Below are 15,474 nucleotides of genomic sequence, written 5' to 3' on the forward strand. Positions count from 1 at the left end.
CTTAAAACGGTGCTTATGGACGTTTCCGATCTGCTTAACGGCTTGAATGACAAACAGCGCGAAGCGGTCGCCGCGCCGCGCAGCAATCTGCTGGTGCTGGCCGGAGCAGGCAGCGGTAAAACCCGCGTGCTGGTGCATCGCATCGCCTGGCTGTTGTCGGTAGAGAACTGCTCGCCTTACTCAATCATGGCGGTGACCTTCACCAACAAGGCGGCGGCGGAGATGCGCCACCGTATCGACCAGCTGATCGGTACCAGCCAGGGCGGCATGTGGATTGGTACTTTCCACGGCCTGGCGCACCGTTTACTGCGCGCGCACCACCTGGATGCCGGGCTGCCGCAGGATTTTCAGATCCTCGACAGCGAAGATCAGCTGCGTCTGCTCAAGCGCCTGATCAAAGCCATGAACCTCGACGAGAAACAGTGGCCGGCGCGTCAGGGCATGTGGTACATCAACGGCAAAAAGGACGAAGGGCTGCGGCCTAAGCACATCGAAAGCTACGGCAATCCGGTGGAGCAGACGTGGCTACGTATCTATCAGGCGTACCAGGAAGCCTGCGATCGCGCCGGGCTGGTCGACTTCGCCGAACTGCTGCTGCGGGCGCATGAGCTGTGGCTCAACAAGCCGCAGATTCTCAATCACTACCGCGAGCGCTTCAGCAATATTCTGGTGGACGAATTCCAGGACACCAACAACATTCAGTACGCGTGGATTCGCATGCTGGCTGGCGACAGCGGCCGGGTCATCATCGTTGGCGATGACGATCAGTCCATTTACGGCTGGCGCGGCGCGCAGGTGGAGAACATCCAGCGTTTCCTGCAGGATTTCCCAGGCGCGGAAACCATCCGTCTTGAGCAGAACTATCGCTCCACCAATAACATTCTGAAAGCAGCCAACGCCCTGATTGCCAACAACAATGGCCGTCTTGGGAAAGAGCTGTGGACCGATGGCAGCGACGGCGAAAAGATTTCGCTGTATTGCGCGTTCAACGAACTGGATGAAGCGCGCTTTGTCGTTAATCGCATCAAAACCTGGCATGAAAACGGCAACGCGCTGCAGGATTGCGCCATTCTCTACCGCAGCAACGCCCAGTCGCGCGTACTGGAAGAGGCGCTGCTGCAGGGCAGCATGCCGTACCGCATTTACGGCGGCATGCGCTTCTTCGAGCGCCAGGAGATCAAAGATGCGCTGGCCTATCTGCGACTGCTGGCCAACCGCAATGACGATGCGGCATTCGAGCGCGTGGTCAACACGCCGGTGCGCGGCGTTGGCGATCGCACGCTCGATGTGGTGCGCCAGACCGCGCGTGAGCAGCAGCTGACGCTGTGGCAGGCCACGCGCGCACTGCTGCAATCCAAAGCGCTGGCTGGCCGTGCCGCCTCGGCGCTGCAGCGCTTCTGCGAGCTGGTGGATGCGCTGGCGACGGAAACCGCTGAGCTGCCGCTGCACGTACAGACCGATCGGGTGATTAAAGACTCCGGCCTGTGGCTGATGTACGAGCAGGAAAAGGGCGAAAAAGGCCAGGCGCGTATCGAAAACTTAGAGGAACTGGTCACTGCCACGCGCCAGTTCAGCTATCAGGACGAAGACGAAGATCTGATGCCGCTGCAGGCGTTTCTGTCGCACGCGGCGCTGGAAGCTGGCGAAGGCCAGGCGGACAAGTGGCAGGATGCGGTGCAGCTGATGACGCTGCACTCGGCGAAAGGGCTGGAGTTCAGCCAGGTGTTTATCGTCGGCATGGAAGAGGGCATGTTCCCGAGCCAGATGTCGCTGGACGAAGGCGGCCGGCTGGAGGAGGAGCGTCGCCTGGCCTATGTCGGCGTGACGCGCGCGATGGAGAAGCTGACGCTCACCTACGCTGAAACCCGCCGCCTTTATGGTAAGGAAGTGTATCACCGGCCGTCGCGTTTCATTGGTGAACTGCCGGAAGAGTGCGTGGAAGAGGTGCGGCTGCGCGCCAGCGTGAGCCGGCCGGTGAGTCATCAGCGCATGGGCACACCGGTGGCGAAGAGCGACAGCGGCTTCGCGCTCGGGCAGCGCGTGCGCCACGCTAAGTTCGGCGAAGGCACCATTATCAATCTGGAAGGCAGCGGCGAGCACAGCCGTCTGCAGGTGGCCTTCCAGGGCCAGGGCATCAAGTGGCTGGTGGCGGCTTACGCCCGGCTGGAAACCGTGTAGCGCGGTTGCGCTACCTTGACGACTTTTTCGTCTCAGCGTAACATGCGCGCACTATTATCATGAGAGGACAATGCCTTGGACGCGCCCAGTCGATGCTGGCTCTATACCCTGGTTAACAGGGACAATTTCTAAGGCTACCTCTTTAACGCGGGTAGCCTTAGCGGTTATCAGCGACCTCCCTTTTTGATCCCGTCGCACGAGTCAGCACTGATTTACCCTTGAAGCGAAAGTTTCCGCGTTCAGGCTTTGCCGTGCCCGTGGTGCCAGCAGCACTGCGGTTCACCGCCTTGTCCCATGTCGTCTGCAATGGGGAGTATTGCTATGCTGAGCGCATTTAAACTGGAGCGCGATCGCCTGACGCGCATCGAGCTGGAAGACAACAACGACAAACTCAACACCTCGGTGTGGGTCGATCTGATCGAGCCGGACGACAGCGAGCGTGAGCGCGTGCAGTCGGAACTGGGGCAGAGCCTGGCAACGCGTCCCGAGCTGGAGGACATTGAGGCCTCGGCGCGTTTCTTCGAAGACGAAGACGGCCTGCACATCCACTCCTTTTTCTTTTTTGAAGATGCTGAAGATCACGCCGGCAACTCCACCGTGGCGTTTACCATCCGCGAAGATCGCCTGTACACACTGCGCGAGCGTGAGCTGCCGGCGTTCCGCCTGTACCGCATGCGCGCGCGCAATCAGCAGCTGACCGACGGCAACGCCTACGAGCTGCTGCTCGATCTGTTCGAAACCAAAATCGAGCAGCTGGCGGATGAGATCGAGAACATTTATAGCGCGCTGGAAAAACTCAGCCGCGTGATCATGGAAGGGCAGCAGGGCGAAGAGTACGACGACGCGCTGTCGCGCCTGGCGGAGCTGGAAGATATCGGCTGGAAGGTGCGGTTGTGTCTGATGGATACCCAGCGCGCGCTGAACTTCCTGGTGCGTAAAGCGCGGCTGCCGGGCAATCAGCTGGAGCAGGCGCGCGAGATCCTGCGCGACATCGAATCGCTGCTGCCGCACAACGAATCACTGTTCCAGAAGGTTAACTTCCTGATGCAGGCGGCGATGGGCTTTATTAACATCGAGCAGAACCGCATCATCAAAATCTTCTCGGTGGTGTCCGTGGTGTTCCTGCCGCCGACGCTGGTGGCCTCCAGCTACGGTATGAACTTTGAGTTTATGCCGGAGCTGAAGTGGAGCTTTGGTTATCCCGGTGCGATTGGCCTGATGATTCTCGCCGGGCTGGCGCCGTATCTCTATTTCAAACGGAAGAACTGGCTGTAAGTTTACCTGGTGCGCATTAATGCGCACCCTACGGGTTAACGCACCGGTTATGCATACATACCTTTAACTTCACGCCCGCGCGTTCTGTTCAACCTGCCAGGCCGTCGTAGGGTCGTCATTCATGACGACCGTCTCCATCGCTATCCGTGGCCTTACCCCTGACGCGCCAGCGCTAATCTGCTAACCTGTTGCCTCAACTCACTTTCTGATTTCCACCTTATGGCGCGTTTCTCTTTGCGGCAGCAGTGGGCGCTGCTGCTGACGGCTTCGCTGTTGCTGGGCTGCCTGCTGCAGCTATTGCACCTGCCGGCTGCACTGCTGCTCGGTCCGATGATTGTCGGTACCATTATGGGTCTGAGCGGCGCAACCGTGCGCATCGACAAACGGCTGTTCGTGCTGGCACAGGCGGTGCTGGGCTGCATGATCGGCCAGAGCCTGTCGCCTGCGATCCTCTCGCCGCTGCTCGATGACTGGCCGGTGGTGCTGGCGGTGCTGCTGCTGACGCTGGCGGCCAGCGGGCTGTCCGGTTTTCTGCTGGTGCGCTTTAGCTCGCTGCCGGGACCCACCGGTGCGTGGGGATCGTCGCCGGGCGGCGCGTCCGCAATGGTGGCGATGGCGGGCGATTTCGGCGCCGACGTGCGGCTGGTGGCGTTTATGCAATATCTGCGCGTACTGTTTGTCGCCACCGCGGCGGCCGTGGTGGCCCGCATCGGCCTCGGCAGCAGCGGTGCTGCCGCCCACATTGTCTGGCTGCCGCCGCTGCACAGTGGCTTCGTGCTGACGCTGCTGGTGATGGTGGCGGGCGCGTGGCTGGGGCAGAAACTGCGTATCCCGTCCGGCGCGCTGCTGCTGCCAGCGCTGATGGGTGCCACGCTGCACGGAACAGGTGTCGCGACGCTGCAGGTGCCGGAGTGGCTGCTGGCACTGGCCTATGCGCTGATCGGCTGGAGCGTTGGCCTGCGCTTTACCCGGCCGATCTTTTTGCTGGCGCTGCGCACGCTACCGCAAATGATCGCCTCGATTATCGGCCTGATGCTGCTGTGCGGGGGGCTGGCGTGGATGCTGACGCGCGTGCTGCACGTCGATCTGATGACCGCTTATCTGGCAACCAGCCCGGGCGGGCTGGATACGGTGGCGATTATTGCTGCTGGCAGCCGGGTCGATATCGCGTTTGTCATGGCGCTGCAGACGCTGCGTCTGTTTACCATTCTGCTCACCGGCCCGGCGATGGCCCGTTTTATCTCACGCTATGCGCACGCGCGTGCGGGCTGAAAACAGCAGCGCGTCCAGAATGAAGATCGCCAGCGCCAGCCAGATGAAGCCGAAGGTCACCATTTTATCCGGCGTCAGGCTCTCACCGTAAAACAGCACCGCCAGCAGGAACATCAGCGTCGGCCCCAGATATTGAAAGAAACCGACCGTCGACAGGCGCAGGCGCGCGCAGGCGGCGGCGAACAGCATCAGCGGAATGGTGGTAATGATGCCGGCGGCGATCAGCTTGAGGTTCAGGCTGAGCGGATTAGCGCTGAGGTGGCTGGTGGCGCTGTCGGCAAAGCCAAACAGATAGATGGCCGCCAGCGGGAACAGCCACGCGGTTTCAATCAGCATACCGCTCTGTGCATCTACCTGAATCTTCTTGCGCACCAGTCCGTACAGCGCGAAGCTCAGCGCCAGGCCGAGGCCGATGACCGGCAGCGAACCGAACTGCCACAGCTGCACCAGCACGCCGGTGGCCGCCAGCAGCACCGCCAGCCACTGCAGGCGGCGGAAGCGCTCACGCAGAAATAGCATGCCAAACACCACGTTAATCAGTGGGTTAATAAAGTAGCCGAGGCTGGCCTCCAGCATATGCTGATTATTCACCGCCCAGATAAACAGCAGCCAGTTGCCGCCGATGGTCAGTGCGGTCAGCGCCAGCAGCAGCACTTTTTTCGGCTGGGCCAGCACGCTGCGCACCTGACGCCAGCTGCGGCTCAGGGTAATCAGTCCCAGCATAAACAGGGCCGACCAAATCACACGGTGGGTCATAATTTCTGTCGGAGGCACTTCTTTGACCAGCTTGAAATAGGCCGGCGCGATGCCCCAGATAAAGTAAGCGCCCAGCGCATAAAAAATGCCCTGACGCGTTTGTTGCGTATCCATCATCTATTCCAGAAAAGCGGCGAGTGTCGCAGGCCGCGCGAAGTTAACCAATAAGATAGGTCGCAGTCGCAGTGGCGATGTAATCGCCCTGCTGATTGTGCAATTCGACGCGCGCTACTGCGACTTTATTCCCGGCGCGCAGCAGACTGCTGGTGGCGACAAAGCGCTCGCCGCGGCCCGGGCGCAGGTAGTCGACGCGCATATCAATGGTGCCCATGCGCGACAGGCGCTGACGCAGCTCCTCTTCGCTGATGCTCTGCTGGCGCGACAGCGCATGGCTGACGCACACCAGCCCGGCGGCAACATCCAGCACTGAGGCAATCACGCCACCGTGCAGAATCTGCTGCGCGGCGTTACCCACCAGCATGGTTTTATTGGCAAAGCCGAGTTCGGCGTAATCGGCTTCAAGGCGATCCAGCTCAAGGCCCAGTGCCTGATTAAACGGCATGTGATAGACAAAAATTTCGCCAATCAGCCGGCGCGCTTCCTGCTGTGTCAGCATCGGGGATGACATTTTTCCTGCCTTAAGATGTTAAAGAATTGTGTATATTATGCCGCGTTCGCGCCGCTTTCCAGTTTCAGAAATCCGCGCTAATCAACCACCGGGTTTGCGTGTAGAATGGCGTGCTTTTTGAACCGTCGCCCGACGATAACTTTTGCAGCGCTCTGGAGAATTCTATGCGTAAGCAGTACGCCTTGCTGGCCGCGGCATTTATGGTTCCTGCGCTGGCGCAGGCCGATGAAGCCACCGTGAAAGAGGTTCATGACGCACCAGCAGTGAAGGGCAGTATTATCGCTAACCTGCTGGAAAAACACGATAACCCATTCGTGCTTTATCCCTATGAAAATAACTATCTGCTTTACACCTACACCAGCGACATGAATAAAGAGGCGATTTCCTCTTACAACTGGGCAGACAAAGCGAAAAAGGATGAAGTAAAATTCCAGCTCAGCCTGGCGTTTCCGCTGTGGCGCGGCATTTTGGGTGACAACTCGGTGCTGGCCGCGTCGTATACTCAGCGCTCCTGGTGGCAGTTGTCGAACCGGGGGGCTTCATCACCGTTTCGTGAAACCAACTATGAGCCGCAGATTTTTCTCGGCTGGGCCACCGACTATTCGCTGGGCGGCTGGACATTACGCGACGTCGAGCTGGGTCTGAATCATCAGTCAAATGGCCGCAGCGATCCCACGTCACGCAGCTGGAACCGCGCTTACGCCCGTCTGATGGCGGAGAACGGCAACTTCCTGGCGGAAATCAAACCCTGGTATCGTCTGCCGGAAAGTGCCAGCAACGACGATAACCCGGACATCACCAAGTACATGGGCTACTACCGCGCGAAGCTGGGCTATATGCTCGGCGACAGCATTTTCAGCGTGGAAGGCAACTACAACTGGAATAGCGGCTACGGCGGTGCAACCTTCGCGTGGAGCTATCCGATTTCTGAACACGTGCGCTTTTACACGCAGCTGTTCAGCGGTTATGGTGAATCCCTTATTGACTATAACCATCGCCAGACGCGTCTTGGCGTCGGCGTAACGCTTAACGATCTGTTCTAACCAGTCAAAACAGGATTACCGTGGCAACATCGGCAGTGCTTAATCAGGAAATGCTGGCGCAGCAGGTATTACAGGATACCTTCGGCTATCAGCAGTTCCGTCCGGGTCAGCAAACCATCATCGAAACCGCGCTGTCAGGGCGTGACTGCCTGGTGGTGATGCCGACCGGCGGCGGCAAATCGCTGTGCTATCAAATCCCGGCGCTGGTGCGCGAAGGGCTGACGCTGGTGGTTTCGCCGCTGATTTCACTGATGAAAGATCAGGTCGATCAGCTGCTGGCAAACGGCGTGGCGGCGGCGTGCCTTAACTCGACGCAGACGCGTGAGCAGCAGCAGCAGGTGTTTGCGGACTGCCGCAGCGGCAAACTGCGGCTGCTGTACATCGCGCCGGAACGTCTGATGATGGATAACTTCCTCGACACCCTGCAGCACTGGAATCCGGTGATGCTGGCCGTCGATGAAGCGCACTGTATTTCGCAGTGGGGCCACGATTTCCGTCCGGAATATGGCGCGCTCGGTCAGCTGCGCCAGCGCATTCCGCAGCTGCCGGTGATGGCGCTGACCGCCACCGCCGATGAAGCCACGCGTAACGACATCGTGCATCTGCTGCAGATGCACGATCCGCTGATTCAGATCAGCAGTTTTGACCGTCCCAACATTCGCTACACGCTGGTGGAGAAGTTTAAGCCTACCGAGCAGCTGCTGCGCTATGTGCAGGATCAGCGCGGCAAAAGCGGCATCATCTACTGTAACAGCCGCGCCAAAGTGGAAGACACCGCTGTGCGTCTGCAGAGTCGCGGCATCAGCGTTGGCGCTTATCATGCCGGCATCGACAGCGAGCAGCGCGCACGCGTGCAGGAAGCCTTTCAGCGTGACGATTTGCAAATCGTGGTCGCGACCGTGGCGTTCGGCATGGGCATCAACAAGCCCAACGTGCGTTTTGTGGTGCACTTCGACATTCCGCGCAATATCGAATCCTACTATCAGGAGACCGGCCGCGCCGGGCGTGATGGCCTGCCGGCAGAAGCGATGATGCTGTACGACCCGGCCGACATGGCGTGGCTGCGTAAGTGTCTGGAAGAGAAAGCGCCCGGGCCGCTGCAGGATATTGAACGCCACAAACTCAACGCCATGGGCGCGTTTGCCGAGGCGCAAACCTGCCGTCGTCTGGTCTTGCTTAACTACTTTGGTGAAGGTCGCCAGCAGCCGTGCGGCAACTGCGATATCTGCCTCGATCCGCCGCGTCGCTATGACGGCCTGGTCGAAGCGCAAAAAGCGCTGTCGGGCATTTATCGTACCGGGCAGCGTTTTGGGATGAGCTATATTGTTGAAGTTTTGCGCGGCTCAACCAACCAGCGCATCCGCGATAACGGCCACGACAAACTGCCGGTGTACGGCCTCGGGCGCGAGCAGAGTCAGGAGCACTGGGTCAGCGTGCTGCGCCAGCTAATCCATCTGGGCATGGTGACGCAAAACATCGCCATGCACTCGGCGCTGCAGCTCACCGAGGCCGCGCGCCCGGTGCTGCGTGCTGAAGTGCCGCTGATGCTGGCGGTACCGCGCACCGTGACGGTGAAAAGCCGCAGCAGCGCGCCAAAAGTCTACGGCGGCAATTACGATCGCAAGCTGTTCGCCAAGCTGCGTAAGCTGCGTAAAGCCATCGCCGACGAAGAGAATATTCCGCCTTACGTGGTGTTTAACGACGCCACGCTGATTGAAATGGCAGAACAAATGCCGGTCAGCGCTTCAGAGATGCTGAGCGTGAACGGGGTCGGTCATCGCAAACTGGAGCGCTTCGGTAAGCCGTTCCTGCTGATGATCAAAGAACATCTTGATGAAGAATAAGGGAAATAAACCATGCTGATGTTATTTGCCACCGTCGCGCTGGTGCATCTGGTTGCGCTGATGAGTCCGGGACCGGACTTCTTTTTTGTCTCACAGACCGCCGCCAGCCGCTCGCGCAAAGAAGCGATGATGGGCGTGCTCGGCATTACGCTGGGGATTGTGATTTGGGCCGGTGTCGCGCTGATGGGCCTGCATCTGATTCTGGAGAAAATGGCGTGGCTGCATGAAATTATCATGGTCGGTGGCGGGCTGTATCTGCTGTGGATGGGCTGGCAGCTGCTGCGCTCGGCGCGTCAGCGTCACAAGCAACCTCATACGGAAGCGCCGGTGGTTGAGCTGCCAAAGCGTGGCATGAGCTTCCTCAAAGGGTTTCTCACCAACCTGTCTAACCCGAAAGCCATCATCTACTTCGGCAGTGTGTTTTCACTGTTCGTGGGTAACGATGTGGGCGCGATTGAGCGCTGGGGCCTGTTCCTGCTGATCGTCGGTGAAACCTTTGCCTGGTTTACCTTGGTGGCGGCGATTTTTGCCCTGCCGTGGATGCGCGATAAGTATCAGCGGATGGCGAAGTGGGTGGACGGTATGGCGGGCGTGCTGTTTGCCGGGTTTGGTATTCACCTCATCATCTCCCGATAAGATCCCGAACCGTAGCGGCGCAATTTATTGCGCGTTTCAACTGGGCGCGATAAAGCGTGCCGCTACGATCAGTGCCAATCGTTACGCCATTTTACGTGCGCTGGCCAGCAGTGCGCCGACCGCCATAAACAAGCCACCAAACACCCGGTTCAGCAGCTTCATCTGCTTCGGACCTTTGATCCAGCCGGCAATGCGCGTCGCCAGCGTGGCGTAACCAATCATCACAATGATGTCGACCACGATGGTGGTCACGCCGAGCACCAGATACTGCATCAGCTGCGGCTGGTGCGGCACGATAAACTGCGGAAACAGCGCGGCGAGAAACACAATGCTCTTTGGATTGGTGAGATTCACCAGCAGCGCTCGCTGAAACAGACGACGACGCGGCATCGCTTTGGCCACCGCATTGAGATCGATTCCGCCCGCTGAGCGCCACTGCTGAATGCCAAGCCACACCAGATAGGCCGCGCCCGCCCATTTCAGTACCTCAAACGCCAGCACCGACTGCGAAAACAGCGCGCCCAGACCGGCGCCCACCAGCACAATATGCACGGCGAGACCCAGCTGTAATCCGGTAATTGAGGCTGCCGCACCGCGATAGCCGTGGCTGATGCCGGTGCTCATGGTGTTGATCGCGCCGGAACCGGGCGAGAGGCTGAGGATGGTCGTGGTTAACAGGTAGGTTAACCACCATTCAATGGTCATGGGTGACATTCCCTGAAGAGAGTGAAGTGTGACACAATACGCCAGAAAATCGCGCTGCGCTATTAAGTGCAGGGCCGCGTTTGACGTTTTTTCAGGGGGACGGATGCAGCAGCATAAACAGAGTTGGCTCGGACGTGAGCACGCTTTTTCAGCCTTTGCTACCGGTCCGCTGCTCGACTTCTGGCGTCAGCGTGAAGAGTGTGAATTCAGCGGCGTGGGCAATCTGACCATTCGCTATGTGCGCTTCACCTCACCGCAACACCGGCGTGTCATCCTGATTGTGCCCGGACGCATTGAAAGCTACATCAAATACCCCGAGCTGGCCTATGACCTGTTCCACTGCGGCTACGATGTGGTGATTATCGACCATCGCGGTCAGGGGCGTTCAGACCGGCTGCTGACCGATTCGCATCGCGGTCACGTGGTGGAGTTCAGCGATTATGTCGACGATCTGGAAACGCTGTATCTGAAAGAGATCGTCAGCCATCACTATCAGCAGCGCTACGTGCTGGCGCACTCGATGGGCGGCGCAATTGTGGCGCTGTTCCTGGCGCGTCAGCCGCAGGCCTTCCACGCGGCGGTGTTTTGTGCGCCGATGTTTGGTATCGTGCTGCCGCTGCCGCCGTTTCTGGCGCACCGCATTCTCGACTGGGCGGAAAAGCTGCCCGCGCTGCGCGACGGCTACGCGCTGGGCACCGGACGCTGGCGCGCCAGCCCGTTTGGCATTAACCGGCTGACGCACAGTCGCGAACGCTATCGTCGCAATCTGCGCTTTTACGCTGACGATCCGGCGATTCGCGTCGGCGGCCCCACCTATCACTGGGTGCGGGAAGGGATTCAGGCCGGACGCCATATCCTTAATCAGGTGGCGCAGATTACGACACCGATTCTACTGCTGCAGGCCAGTGAAGACGACGTGGTGGATAACCGCGCGCAGGATCTGTTCTGTGAAGCCATGGCGGCAGCGGGACATGCGGTGGAAGGCACCACGCCTTACATCATTCAGGGCGCGCGTCACGAGATCCTGTTTGAAACAGACGCCATGCGCGCCGAAGCGCTCAATGCGGTGGTCGACTTTTATCAGCGCCACCGTGACTAATGTATTCTTAGACATCAATACCAGAGGCCTACATGTACCACATCGTTGCATCCGACCTGGATGGCACGCTGCTTTCTCCGCAACATCGTCTGACGCCGTTTGCCCGCACCACGCTACAGGAACTGGTGGCGCGCGATGTGCATTTTATCTTTGCCACCGGACGCCACTACATCGACGTCGGTCAGATGCGCGATAAGCTCGGCATTCCGGCGTATATGATCACCTCAAACGGCGCGCGCGTGCATAACGCCGACGGCAAACTGGTGTTCAGCCACAATCTGGACAGCGATATCGCCAGCGAGTTGTATGGCCTGAAGTATCACGATGAGAAAATCCTGACGCACGTTTACCGCGACGATGAGTGGCACATCAGCCGCCATAATCCGCAGGAAGCGGAGTTTTTCCAGGAATCGGTGTTCACCTATCAGGTGTATCAGCCCGGCATGCTGGCCACCGATGGCATCAGCAAAGTGTTCTTCACCTGCGACGATCCGGAGCATCTGGTTCCGCTGGAACAGGCGATTGAAGCGCGCTGGGGTGACCGGGTTAACGTCAGTTTCTCGCTGCCCACCTGTCTGGAAGTGATGGCTGGCGGCGTCTCGAAAGGGCACGCGCTGGAAGCGGTGGCGAAACAGCTTGGCTATTCGCTGAAAGAGTGCATCGCGTTTGGCGACGGCATGAATGATGTCGAGATGCTGAGTATGGCGGGCAAAGGCTGCATCATGCGTAACGCCCATCAGCGCCTGAAAGATACCCTGCCGACGCTGGAAGTGATTGGCAGCAACGCCGATGACGCGGTGCCGCAGACGCTGCGTAAATTATTCCTCGCCTGAATAAAACGGGCCGGTATGCACCGGCCCGCTCAGATTATGCCTGCTGCTGCTTGTGGCGATGCTCGCTGACCATGGTCAGCAGCAGTAACACCACCGCCAGCACCGATCCGACTATCATTACTAAGAAACCGCCGTCCCAGCCGAAGAAATCCACGGTGTAACCGACAATCGCACTGGCCGCCACCGATCCACCGAGATAGCCGAACAGACCGGTAAAGCCTGCCGCAGTGCCGGCCGCTTTTTTCGGTGCCAGCTCCAGCGCGTGCAGACCAATCAGCATCACCGGACCGTAGATCAGGAAGCCAATGACGATCATGCAGATCATATCTATGCCCGGATTGCCCGGCGGGTTCAGCCAGTAAATGATGGTGGCGATGGTCACCAGCGTCATGAAAAACACCCCGGTGGCACCGCGATTGCCGCGGAATACCTTGTCCGACATCCAGCCGCACAGCAGCGTGCCCGGAATCCCGGCGTATTCGTACAGGAAATAGGCCCACGAGGATTTATCCAGCGTGAAGTGCTTCACCTCTTTCAGATAGGTCGGTGACCAGTCGAGGATGCCGTAGCGCAGCAGATAAACGAACACGTTGGCCAGTGCGATGTACCACAGCAGCTTATTCGGCAGCACGTACTGCATGAAAATCTGCTTCGCCGTCAGCTCCTGTTCGTGGTTCTCGCTGTAATCCGGCGGATAGTCATTCTTCCATGCCTCAATCGGCGGCAGCCCGCATGACTGCGGCGTATCGCGCATCAGCGCAAAAGCGATGATGGCGACGAGGATGGCACCAAACGCCGGCATATAGAGCGCGGCTTTCCAGTCGTTAAACCACGCCATGCCGAGCAGGAACAGCAGCGGAGGAATGCCGCCACCCACGTTGTGCGCGCAGTTCCATACCGACACAATGCCGCCGCGCTCTTTCTGCGACCACCAGTGCACCATGGTGCGTCCGCACGGTGGCCAGCCCATGCCCTGGAACCAGCCACACAGAAACAGCAGCACGAACATCACCATGATGCTCGAGGTTGCCCATGGCACGAAGCCCATCACCAGCATCACGGCGGCGGCGAGAATCAGGCCGGCGGGCAAAAAGACCCGCGGGTTGGAGCGATCCGAGACCGATCCCATGATGAATTTGGAAAAACCGTAGGCGATGGAGATGCCGGAGAGGGCAAAGCCAAGGTCGCCGCGGGAAAAGCCCTGTTCGACCAGGTAAGGCATCGCCAGCGCAAAGTTTTTGCGCACCAGATAATAGGCGGCGTAGCCAAAGAAAATGCCGAAGAAGATCTGCCAGCGCAGACGACGATAGAGCGGATCGACGCGATCGTCCGCCACCTGGGGCTGGTGTGGTGCAGGTTTAAAAATACTCAACATCAGAATGGCCCTCCAGGGCGCAATATAGTTATCGATTCCCAGCAGGTTGGGGCAAAAAAAGTACGACAGCGAACAGAAAGCAACCTTTCCATTTCGCGCACAGAATAGTGATGGTTACGCGCAGTTACTGTGACGTGTGACACATATGTTACAGTTTTATGACAATAAAGAGCGATATAAACCAGTAAATGTTGGATTTCGCGCATTTCTGCCAGAGAAAACGGCGCGCTGCCTCATAAAAATCGCCGCCCATCGGTCAACCCGCCATGCGAACACGTGCCTGCTGACCAGTCAGCGAAGATGCGATCGTGTTTAATTTCATCACATGTCAACCAGATTATCCCGCCAGCGCGCTGTAGTTTGTTTACACTAGCGCCAGTGTTGAACTTTAGGATGCATAACCGTGCTGTTGCTGATCGTTACCACCATTCTGTGGGCTTTTTCTTTTAGTTTAATCGGGGAGTATCTGGCGGGGCAGGTGGATACCTGGTTCTCGGTGCTGATGCGTTTAGGCCTGGCGGCGCTGGTCTTTCTGCCGTTTCTGCGCTGGCGCGGTTACCGCGCTTCAACGTTGCTGCTCTATATGCTGGTGGGCATGCTGCAATTAGGCATTATGTATCTGATCAGCTTCGAGGCTTATCTCTATCTCAGCGTGCCGGAATTCCTGCTGTTTACGGTGATGACGCCGCTGTATGTCACACTGATTTATGACCTGCTCAGCAAGCGCCCGCTGCGCATTGGCTATGCCTTCAGCGCGCTGCTGGCGGTGCTCGGTGCGGCCATTATCCGCTACGACAAAGTCAGCGATGATTTCTGGTTCGGACTGCTGCTGGTGCAGGCGGCCAACATCTGCTTTGCGATTGGCATGGTGGGCTATAAGCGCCTGCAGGAAGTCCGCCCGATGCCGCAGCACACCGCGTTCTCGTGGTTCTATCTCGGCGCAGTGCTGATCGCGGTGATCGCCTGGTGCATCTGGGGCAATCCGCACAAGCTGCCGACCACCACGCTGCAGTGGGGCGTGCTGGTGTGGCTGGGCGTGGTCGCGTCCGGGCTGGGTTACTTCATGTGGAACTACGGCGCGACCCAGGTCGATGCCGGGACGCTGGGCATTATGAACAACATGCACGTGCCGGCAGGATTACTGGTGAATTTGGCGATCTGGCAGGAGAAGCCGCACTGGCCGAGCTTTATCGCCGGGGCGATAGTGATTTTTGCGTCCCTGTACGTGCATAAACGCTGGGTACTGGGACACACGGCCAAAAGCAGCAGTTCAGGCGCTTAGCTTTTTTTCGCGGGTGTCGATGGCCGCTGAATCAGCGTTAAACCTTTCAGGAAGTTACGCAGAATCTGGTCACCGCACTCGCGATAATTTTTATGATCCGGGTTGCGGAAAATCGCGCCGATTTCAGCCTGTGACACCTTGAAGTTAGCCTTCAATAAGATATCCGGGATATCGGTGGTTTTCAGCGCGAAGGCGATGCGTAACTTCTTGAGAAAGATATTATTGTTCATGCGGCGCTCAACCGACGGGGCCGGCGCGTCTTCGCTTTTGCCGCGACGGTAGAAAATCAGACCGTTGAGGAAGTAGCCCATCAGCACATCCGGCAGTTTACGAAACGCTTCATCGTCATCTTTCTTCAGCCACGCCTGCACATCTTCACGCGGTACTTCACTGCCCGCCAGCGCAAAAATCTCCACCACTTTGCTGTCGCTCAAATCCAGCATATAGCGCACGCTGCGCAGCACATCGTTATTGGTCATGGTGAAACTCTCCGGTAGCGGTTAAGGCGGCGCATTATAGAGCAGGCAGGGCGGGGATAACAGCACGGG

At 58.6% G+C, this 15,474-nt stretch carries 14 protein-coding genes; 9 read left to right on the plus strand and 5 right to left on the minus strand.

Annotation, left to right across the window (positions count from 1 at the left end; all coding sequences use genetic code 11):
• Positions 1-15 precede the first annotated feature (15 nt).
• From uvrD to OXR61_RS16915, 3 genes are all read left to right on the plus strand, one after another.
• Positions 16-2,178: a DNA helicase II gene (gene uvrD / locus OXR61_RS16905; RefSeq protein WP_021506969.1), complete on the plus strand. Its 2,163-nt coding sequence runs from the start codon at positions 16-18 to the stop codon at positions 2,176-2,178.
• A 321-nt stretch (positions 2,179-2,499) separates the two neighbouring features.
• On the plus strand, positions 2,500-3,453 hold the full coding sequence (gene corA / locus OXR61_RS16910; RefSeq protein WP_010617090.1) for a magnesium/cobalt transporter CorA: 954 nt from the start codon (positions 2,500-2,502) through the stop codon (positions 3,451-3,453).
• A gap of 219 nt (positions 3,454-3,672) precedes the next feature.
• Entirely contained in the window at positions 3,673-4,725 is a 1,053-nt protein-coding gene (locus OXR61_RS16915) for an AbrB family transcriptional regulator (protein WP_031279611.1), read from the plus strand.
• On the opposite strand, the gene rarD is transcribed toward OXR61_RS16915, so the two are convergent.
• Together rarD and OXR61_RS16925 are read right to left on the minus strand one after the other, a co-directional pair.
• Positions 4,696-5,595, minus strand: a complete 900-nt coding sequence (rarD, locus tag OXR61_RS16920) for an EamA family transporter RarD (RefSeq protein WP_021506967.1) — start codon at positions 5,593-5,595, stop codon at positions 4,696-4,698. The two genes, OXR61_RS16915 and rarD, sit on opposite strands and share 30 nt — an antisense overlap.
• Before the next feature lie 43 nt (positions 5,596-5,638).
• Entirely contained in the window at positions 5,639-6,109 is a 471-nt protein-coding gene (locus OXR61_RS16925; protein ID WP_031279610.1) for a thioesterase family protein, read from the minus strand.
• A 164-nt stretch (positions 6,110-6,273) separates the two neighbouring features.
• Here OXR61_RS16925 and pldA point away from each other — a divergent pair, with 164 nt between their 5' ends.
• Genes pldA through rhtC form a run of 3 tightly spaced genes read left to right on the plus strand, consistent with a single transcriptional unit; the run spans position 6,274 to position 9,632 of the window.
• The gene (gene pldA / locus OXR61_RS16930; protein ID WP_021506965.1) at positions 6,274-7,152 is read left to right on the plus strand and encodes a phospholipase A; all 879 of its coding nucleotides are present in this window, start codon (positions 6,274-6,276) and stop codon (positions 7,150-7,152) included.
• Positions 7,153-7,172: 20 nt separating this feature from the next.
• Complete coding sequence (gene recQ, locus OXR61_RS16935; RefSeq protein ID WP_031279609.1) at positions 7,173-8,996, plus strand: ATP-dependent DNA helicase RecQ; 1,824 nt, start codon at positions 7,173-7,175, stop codon at positions 8,994-8,996.
• A gap of 12 nt (positions 8,997-9,008) precedes the next feature.
• On the plus strand, positions 9,009-9,632 hold the full coding sequence (rhtC, locus tag OXR61_RS16940; protein ID WP_021506963.1) for a threonine export protein RhtC: 624 nt from the start codon (positions 9,009-9,011) through the stop codon (positions 9,630-9,632).
• 81 nt (positions 9,633-9,713) lie between these two features.
• On the opposite strand, the gene rhtB is transcribed toward rhtC, so the two are convergent.
• Complete coding sequence (rhtB, locus tag OXR61_RS16945) at positions 9,714-10,337, minus strand: homoserine/homoserine lactone efflux protein (protein ID WP_021506962.1); 624 nt, start codon at positions 10,335-10,337, stop codon at positions 9,714-9,716.
• Between the two features lie 103 nt (positions 10,338-10,440).
• On the opposite strand from rhtB, the gene pldB reads away from it, so the two are divergent.
• Positions 10,441-11,436, plus strand: coding sequence for a lysophospholipase L2 (pldB, locus tag OXR61_RS16950; RefSeq protein ID WP_021506961.1), 996 nt, complete (start codon positions 10,441-10,443; stop codon positions 11,434-11,436).
• Positions 11,437-11,468: 32 nt separating this feature from the next.
• Positions 11,469-12,269, plus strand: coding sequence for a sugar/pyridoxal phosphate phosphatase YigL (gene yigL / locus OXR61_RS16955; RefSeq protein WP_021506960.1), 801 nt, complete (start codon positions 11,469-11,471; stop codon positions 12,267-12,269).
• Between the two features lie 34 nt (positions 12,270-12,303).
• Here yigL and glpT read toward each other — a convergent pair whose 3' ends face one another.
• A complete protein-coding gene (gene glpT, locus OXR61_RS16960; RefSeq protein ID WP_021506959.1) occupies positions 12,304-13,644 on the minus strand; it encodes a glycerol-3-phosphate transporter in 1,341 nt (446 codons plus the stop codon).
• Between the two features lie 403 nt (positions 13,645-14,047).
• Here glpT and OXR61_RS16965 point away from each other — a divergent pair, with 403 nt between their 5' ends.
• Entirely contained in the window at positions 14,048-14,926 is an 879-nt protein-coding gene (locus OXR61_RS16965) for a carboxylate/amino acid/amine transporter (RefSeq protein ID WP_150361811.1), read from the plus strand.
• Here OXR61_RS16965 and OXR61_RS16970 read toward each other — a convergent pair.
• The gene (locus OXR61_RS16970; protein ID WP_021506956.1) at positions 14,923-15,405 is read right to left on the minus strand and encodes a DUF1456 family protein; all 483 of its coding nucleotides are present in this window, start codon (positions 15,403-15,405) and stop codon (positions 14,923-14,925) included. The genes OXR61_RS16965 and OXR61_RS16970 overlap by 4 nt on opposite strands.
• Positions 15,406-15,474 lie beyond the last annotated feature (69 nt).

Source organism: Pantoea sp. GM_Pan_4 (assembly GCF_026541005.1).
In the GTDB taxonomy this organism is placed as follows: Bacteria; Pseudomonadota; Gammaproteobacteria; order Enterobacterales; family Enterobacteriaceae; genus Pantoea; species Pantoea dispersa.

Excerpts from the sequence above, each read along its gene's own strand:
- uvrD (WP_021506969.1), top strand. The coding sequence starts at position 16 with ATGGACGTTTCCGATCTGCTTAACGGCTTGAATGACAAACAGCGCGAA.
- corA (WP_010617090.1), top strand. The coding sequence starts at position 2,500 with ATGCTGAGCGCATTTAAACTGGAGCGCGATCGCCTGACGCGCATCGAG.
- OXR61_RS16915 (WP_031279611.1), top strand. The coding sequence starts at position 3,673 with ATGGCGCGTTTCTCTTTGCGGCAGCAGTGGGCGCTGCTGCTGACGGCT.
- rarD (WP_021506967.1), bottom strand. The coding sequence starts at position 5,595 with ATGGATACGCAACAAACGCGTCAGGGCATTTTTTATGCGCTGGGCGCT.
- OXR61_RS16925 (WP_031279610.1), bottom strand. The coding sequence starts at position 6,109 with ATGTCATCCCCGATGCTGACACAGCAGGAAGCGCGCCGGCTGATTGGC.
- pldA (WP_021506965.1), top strand. The coding sequence starts at position 6,274 with ATGCGTAAGCAGTACGCCTTGCTGGCCGCGGCATTTATGGTTCCTGCG.
- rhtC (WP_021506963.1), top strand. The coding sequence starts at position 9,009 with ATGCTGATGTTATTTGCCACCGTCGCGCTGGTGCATCTGGTTGCGCTG.
- rhtB (WP_021506962.1), bottom strand. The coding sequence starts at position 10,337 with ATGACCATTGAATGGTGGTTAACCTACCTGTTAACCACGACCATCCTC.
- pldB (WP_021506961.1), top strand. The coding sequence starts at position 10,441 with ATGCAGCAGCATAAACAGAGTTGGCTCGGACGTGAGCACGCTTTTTCA.
- yigL (WP_021506960.1), top strand. The coding sequence starts at position 11,469 with ATGTACCACATCGTTGCATCCGACCTGGATGGCACGCTGCTTTCTCCG.
- glpT (WP_021506959.1), bottom strand. The coding sequence starts at position 13,644 with ATGTTGAGTATTTTTAAACCTGCACCACACCAGCCCCAGGTGGCGGAC.
- OXR61_RS16970 (WP_021506956.1), bottom strand. The coding sequence starts at position 15,405 with ATGACCAATAACGATGTGCTGCGCAGCGTGCGCTATATGCTGGATTTG.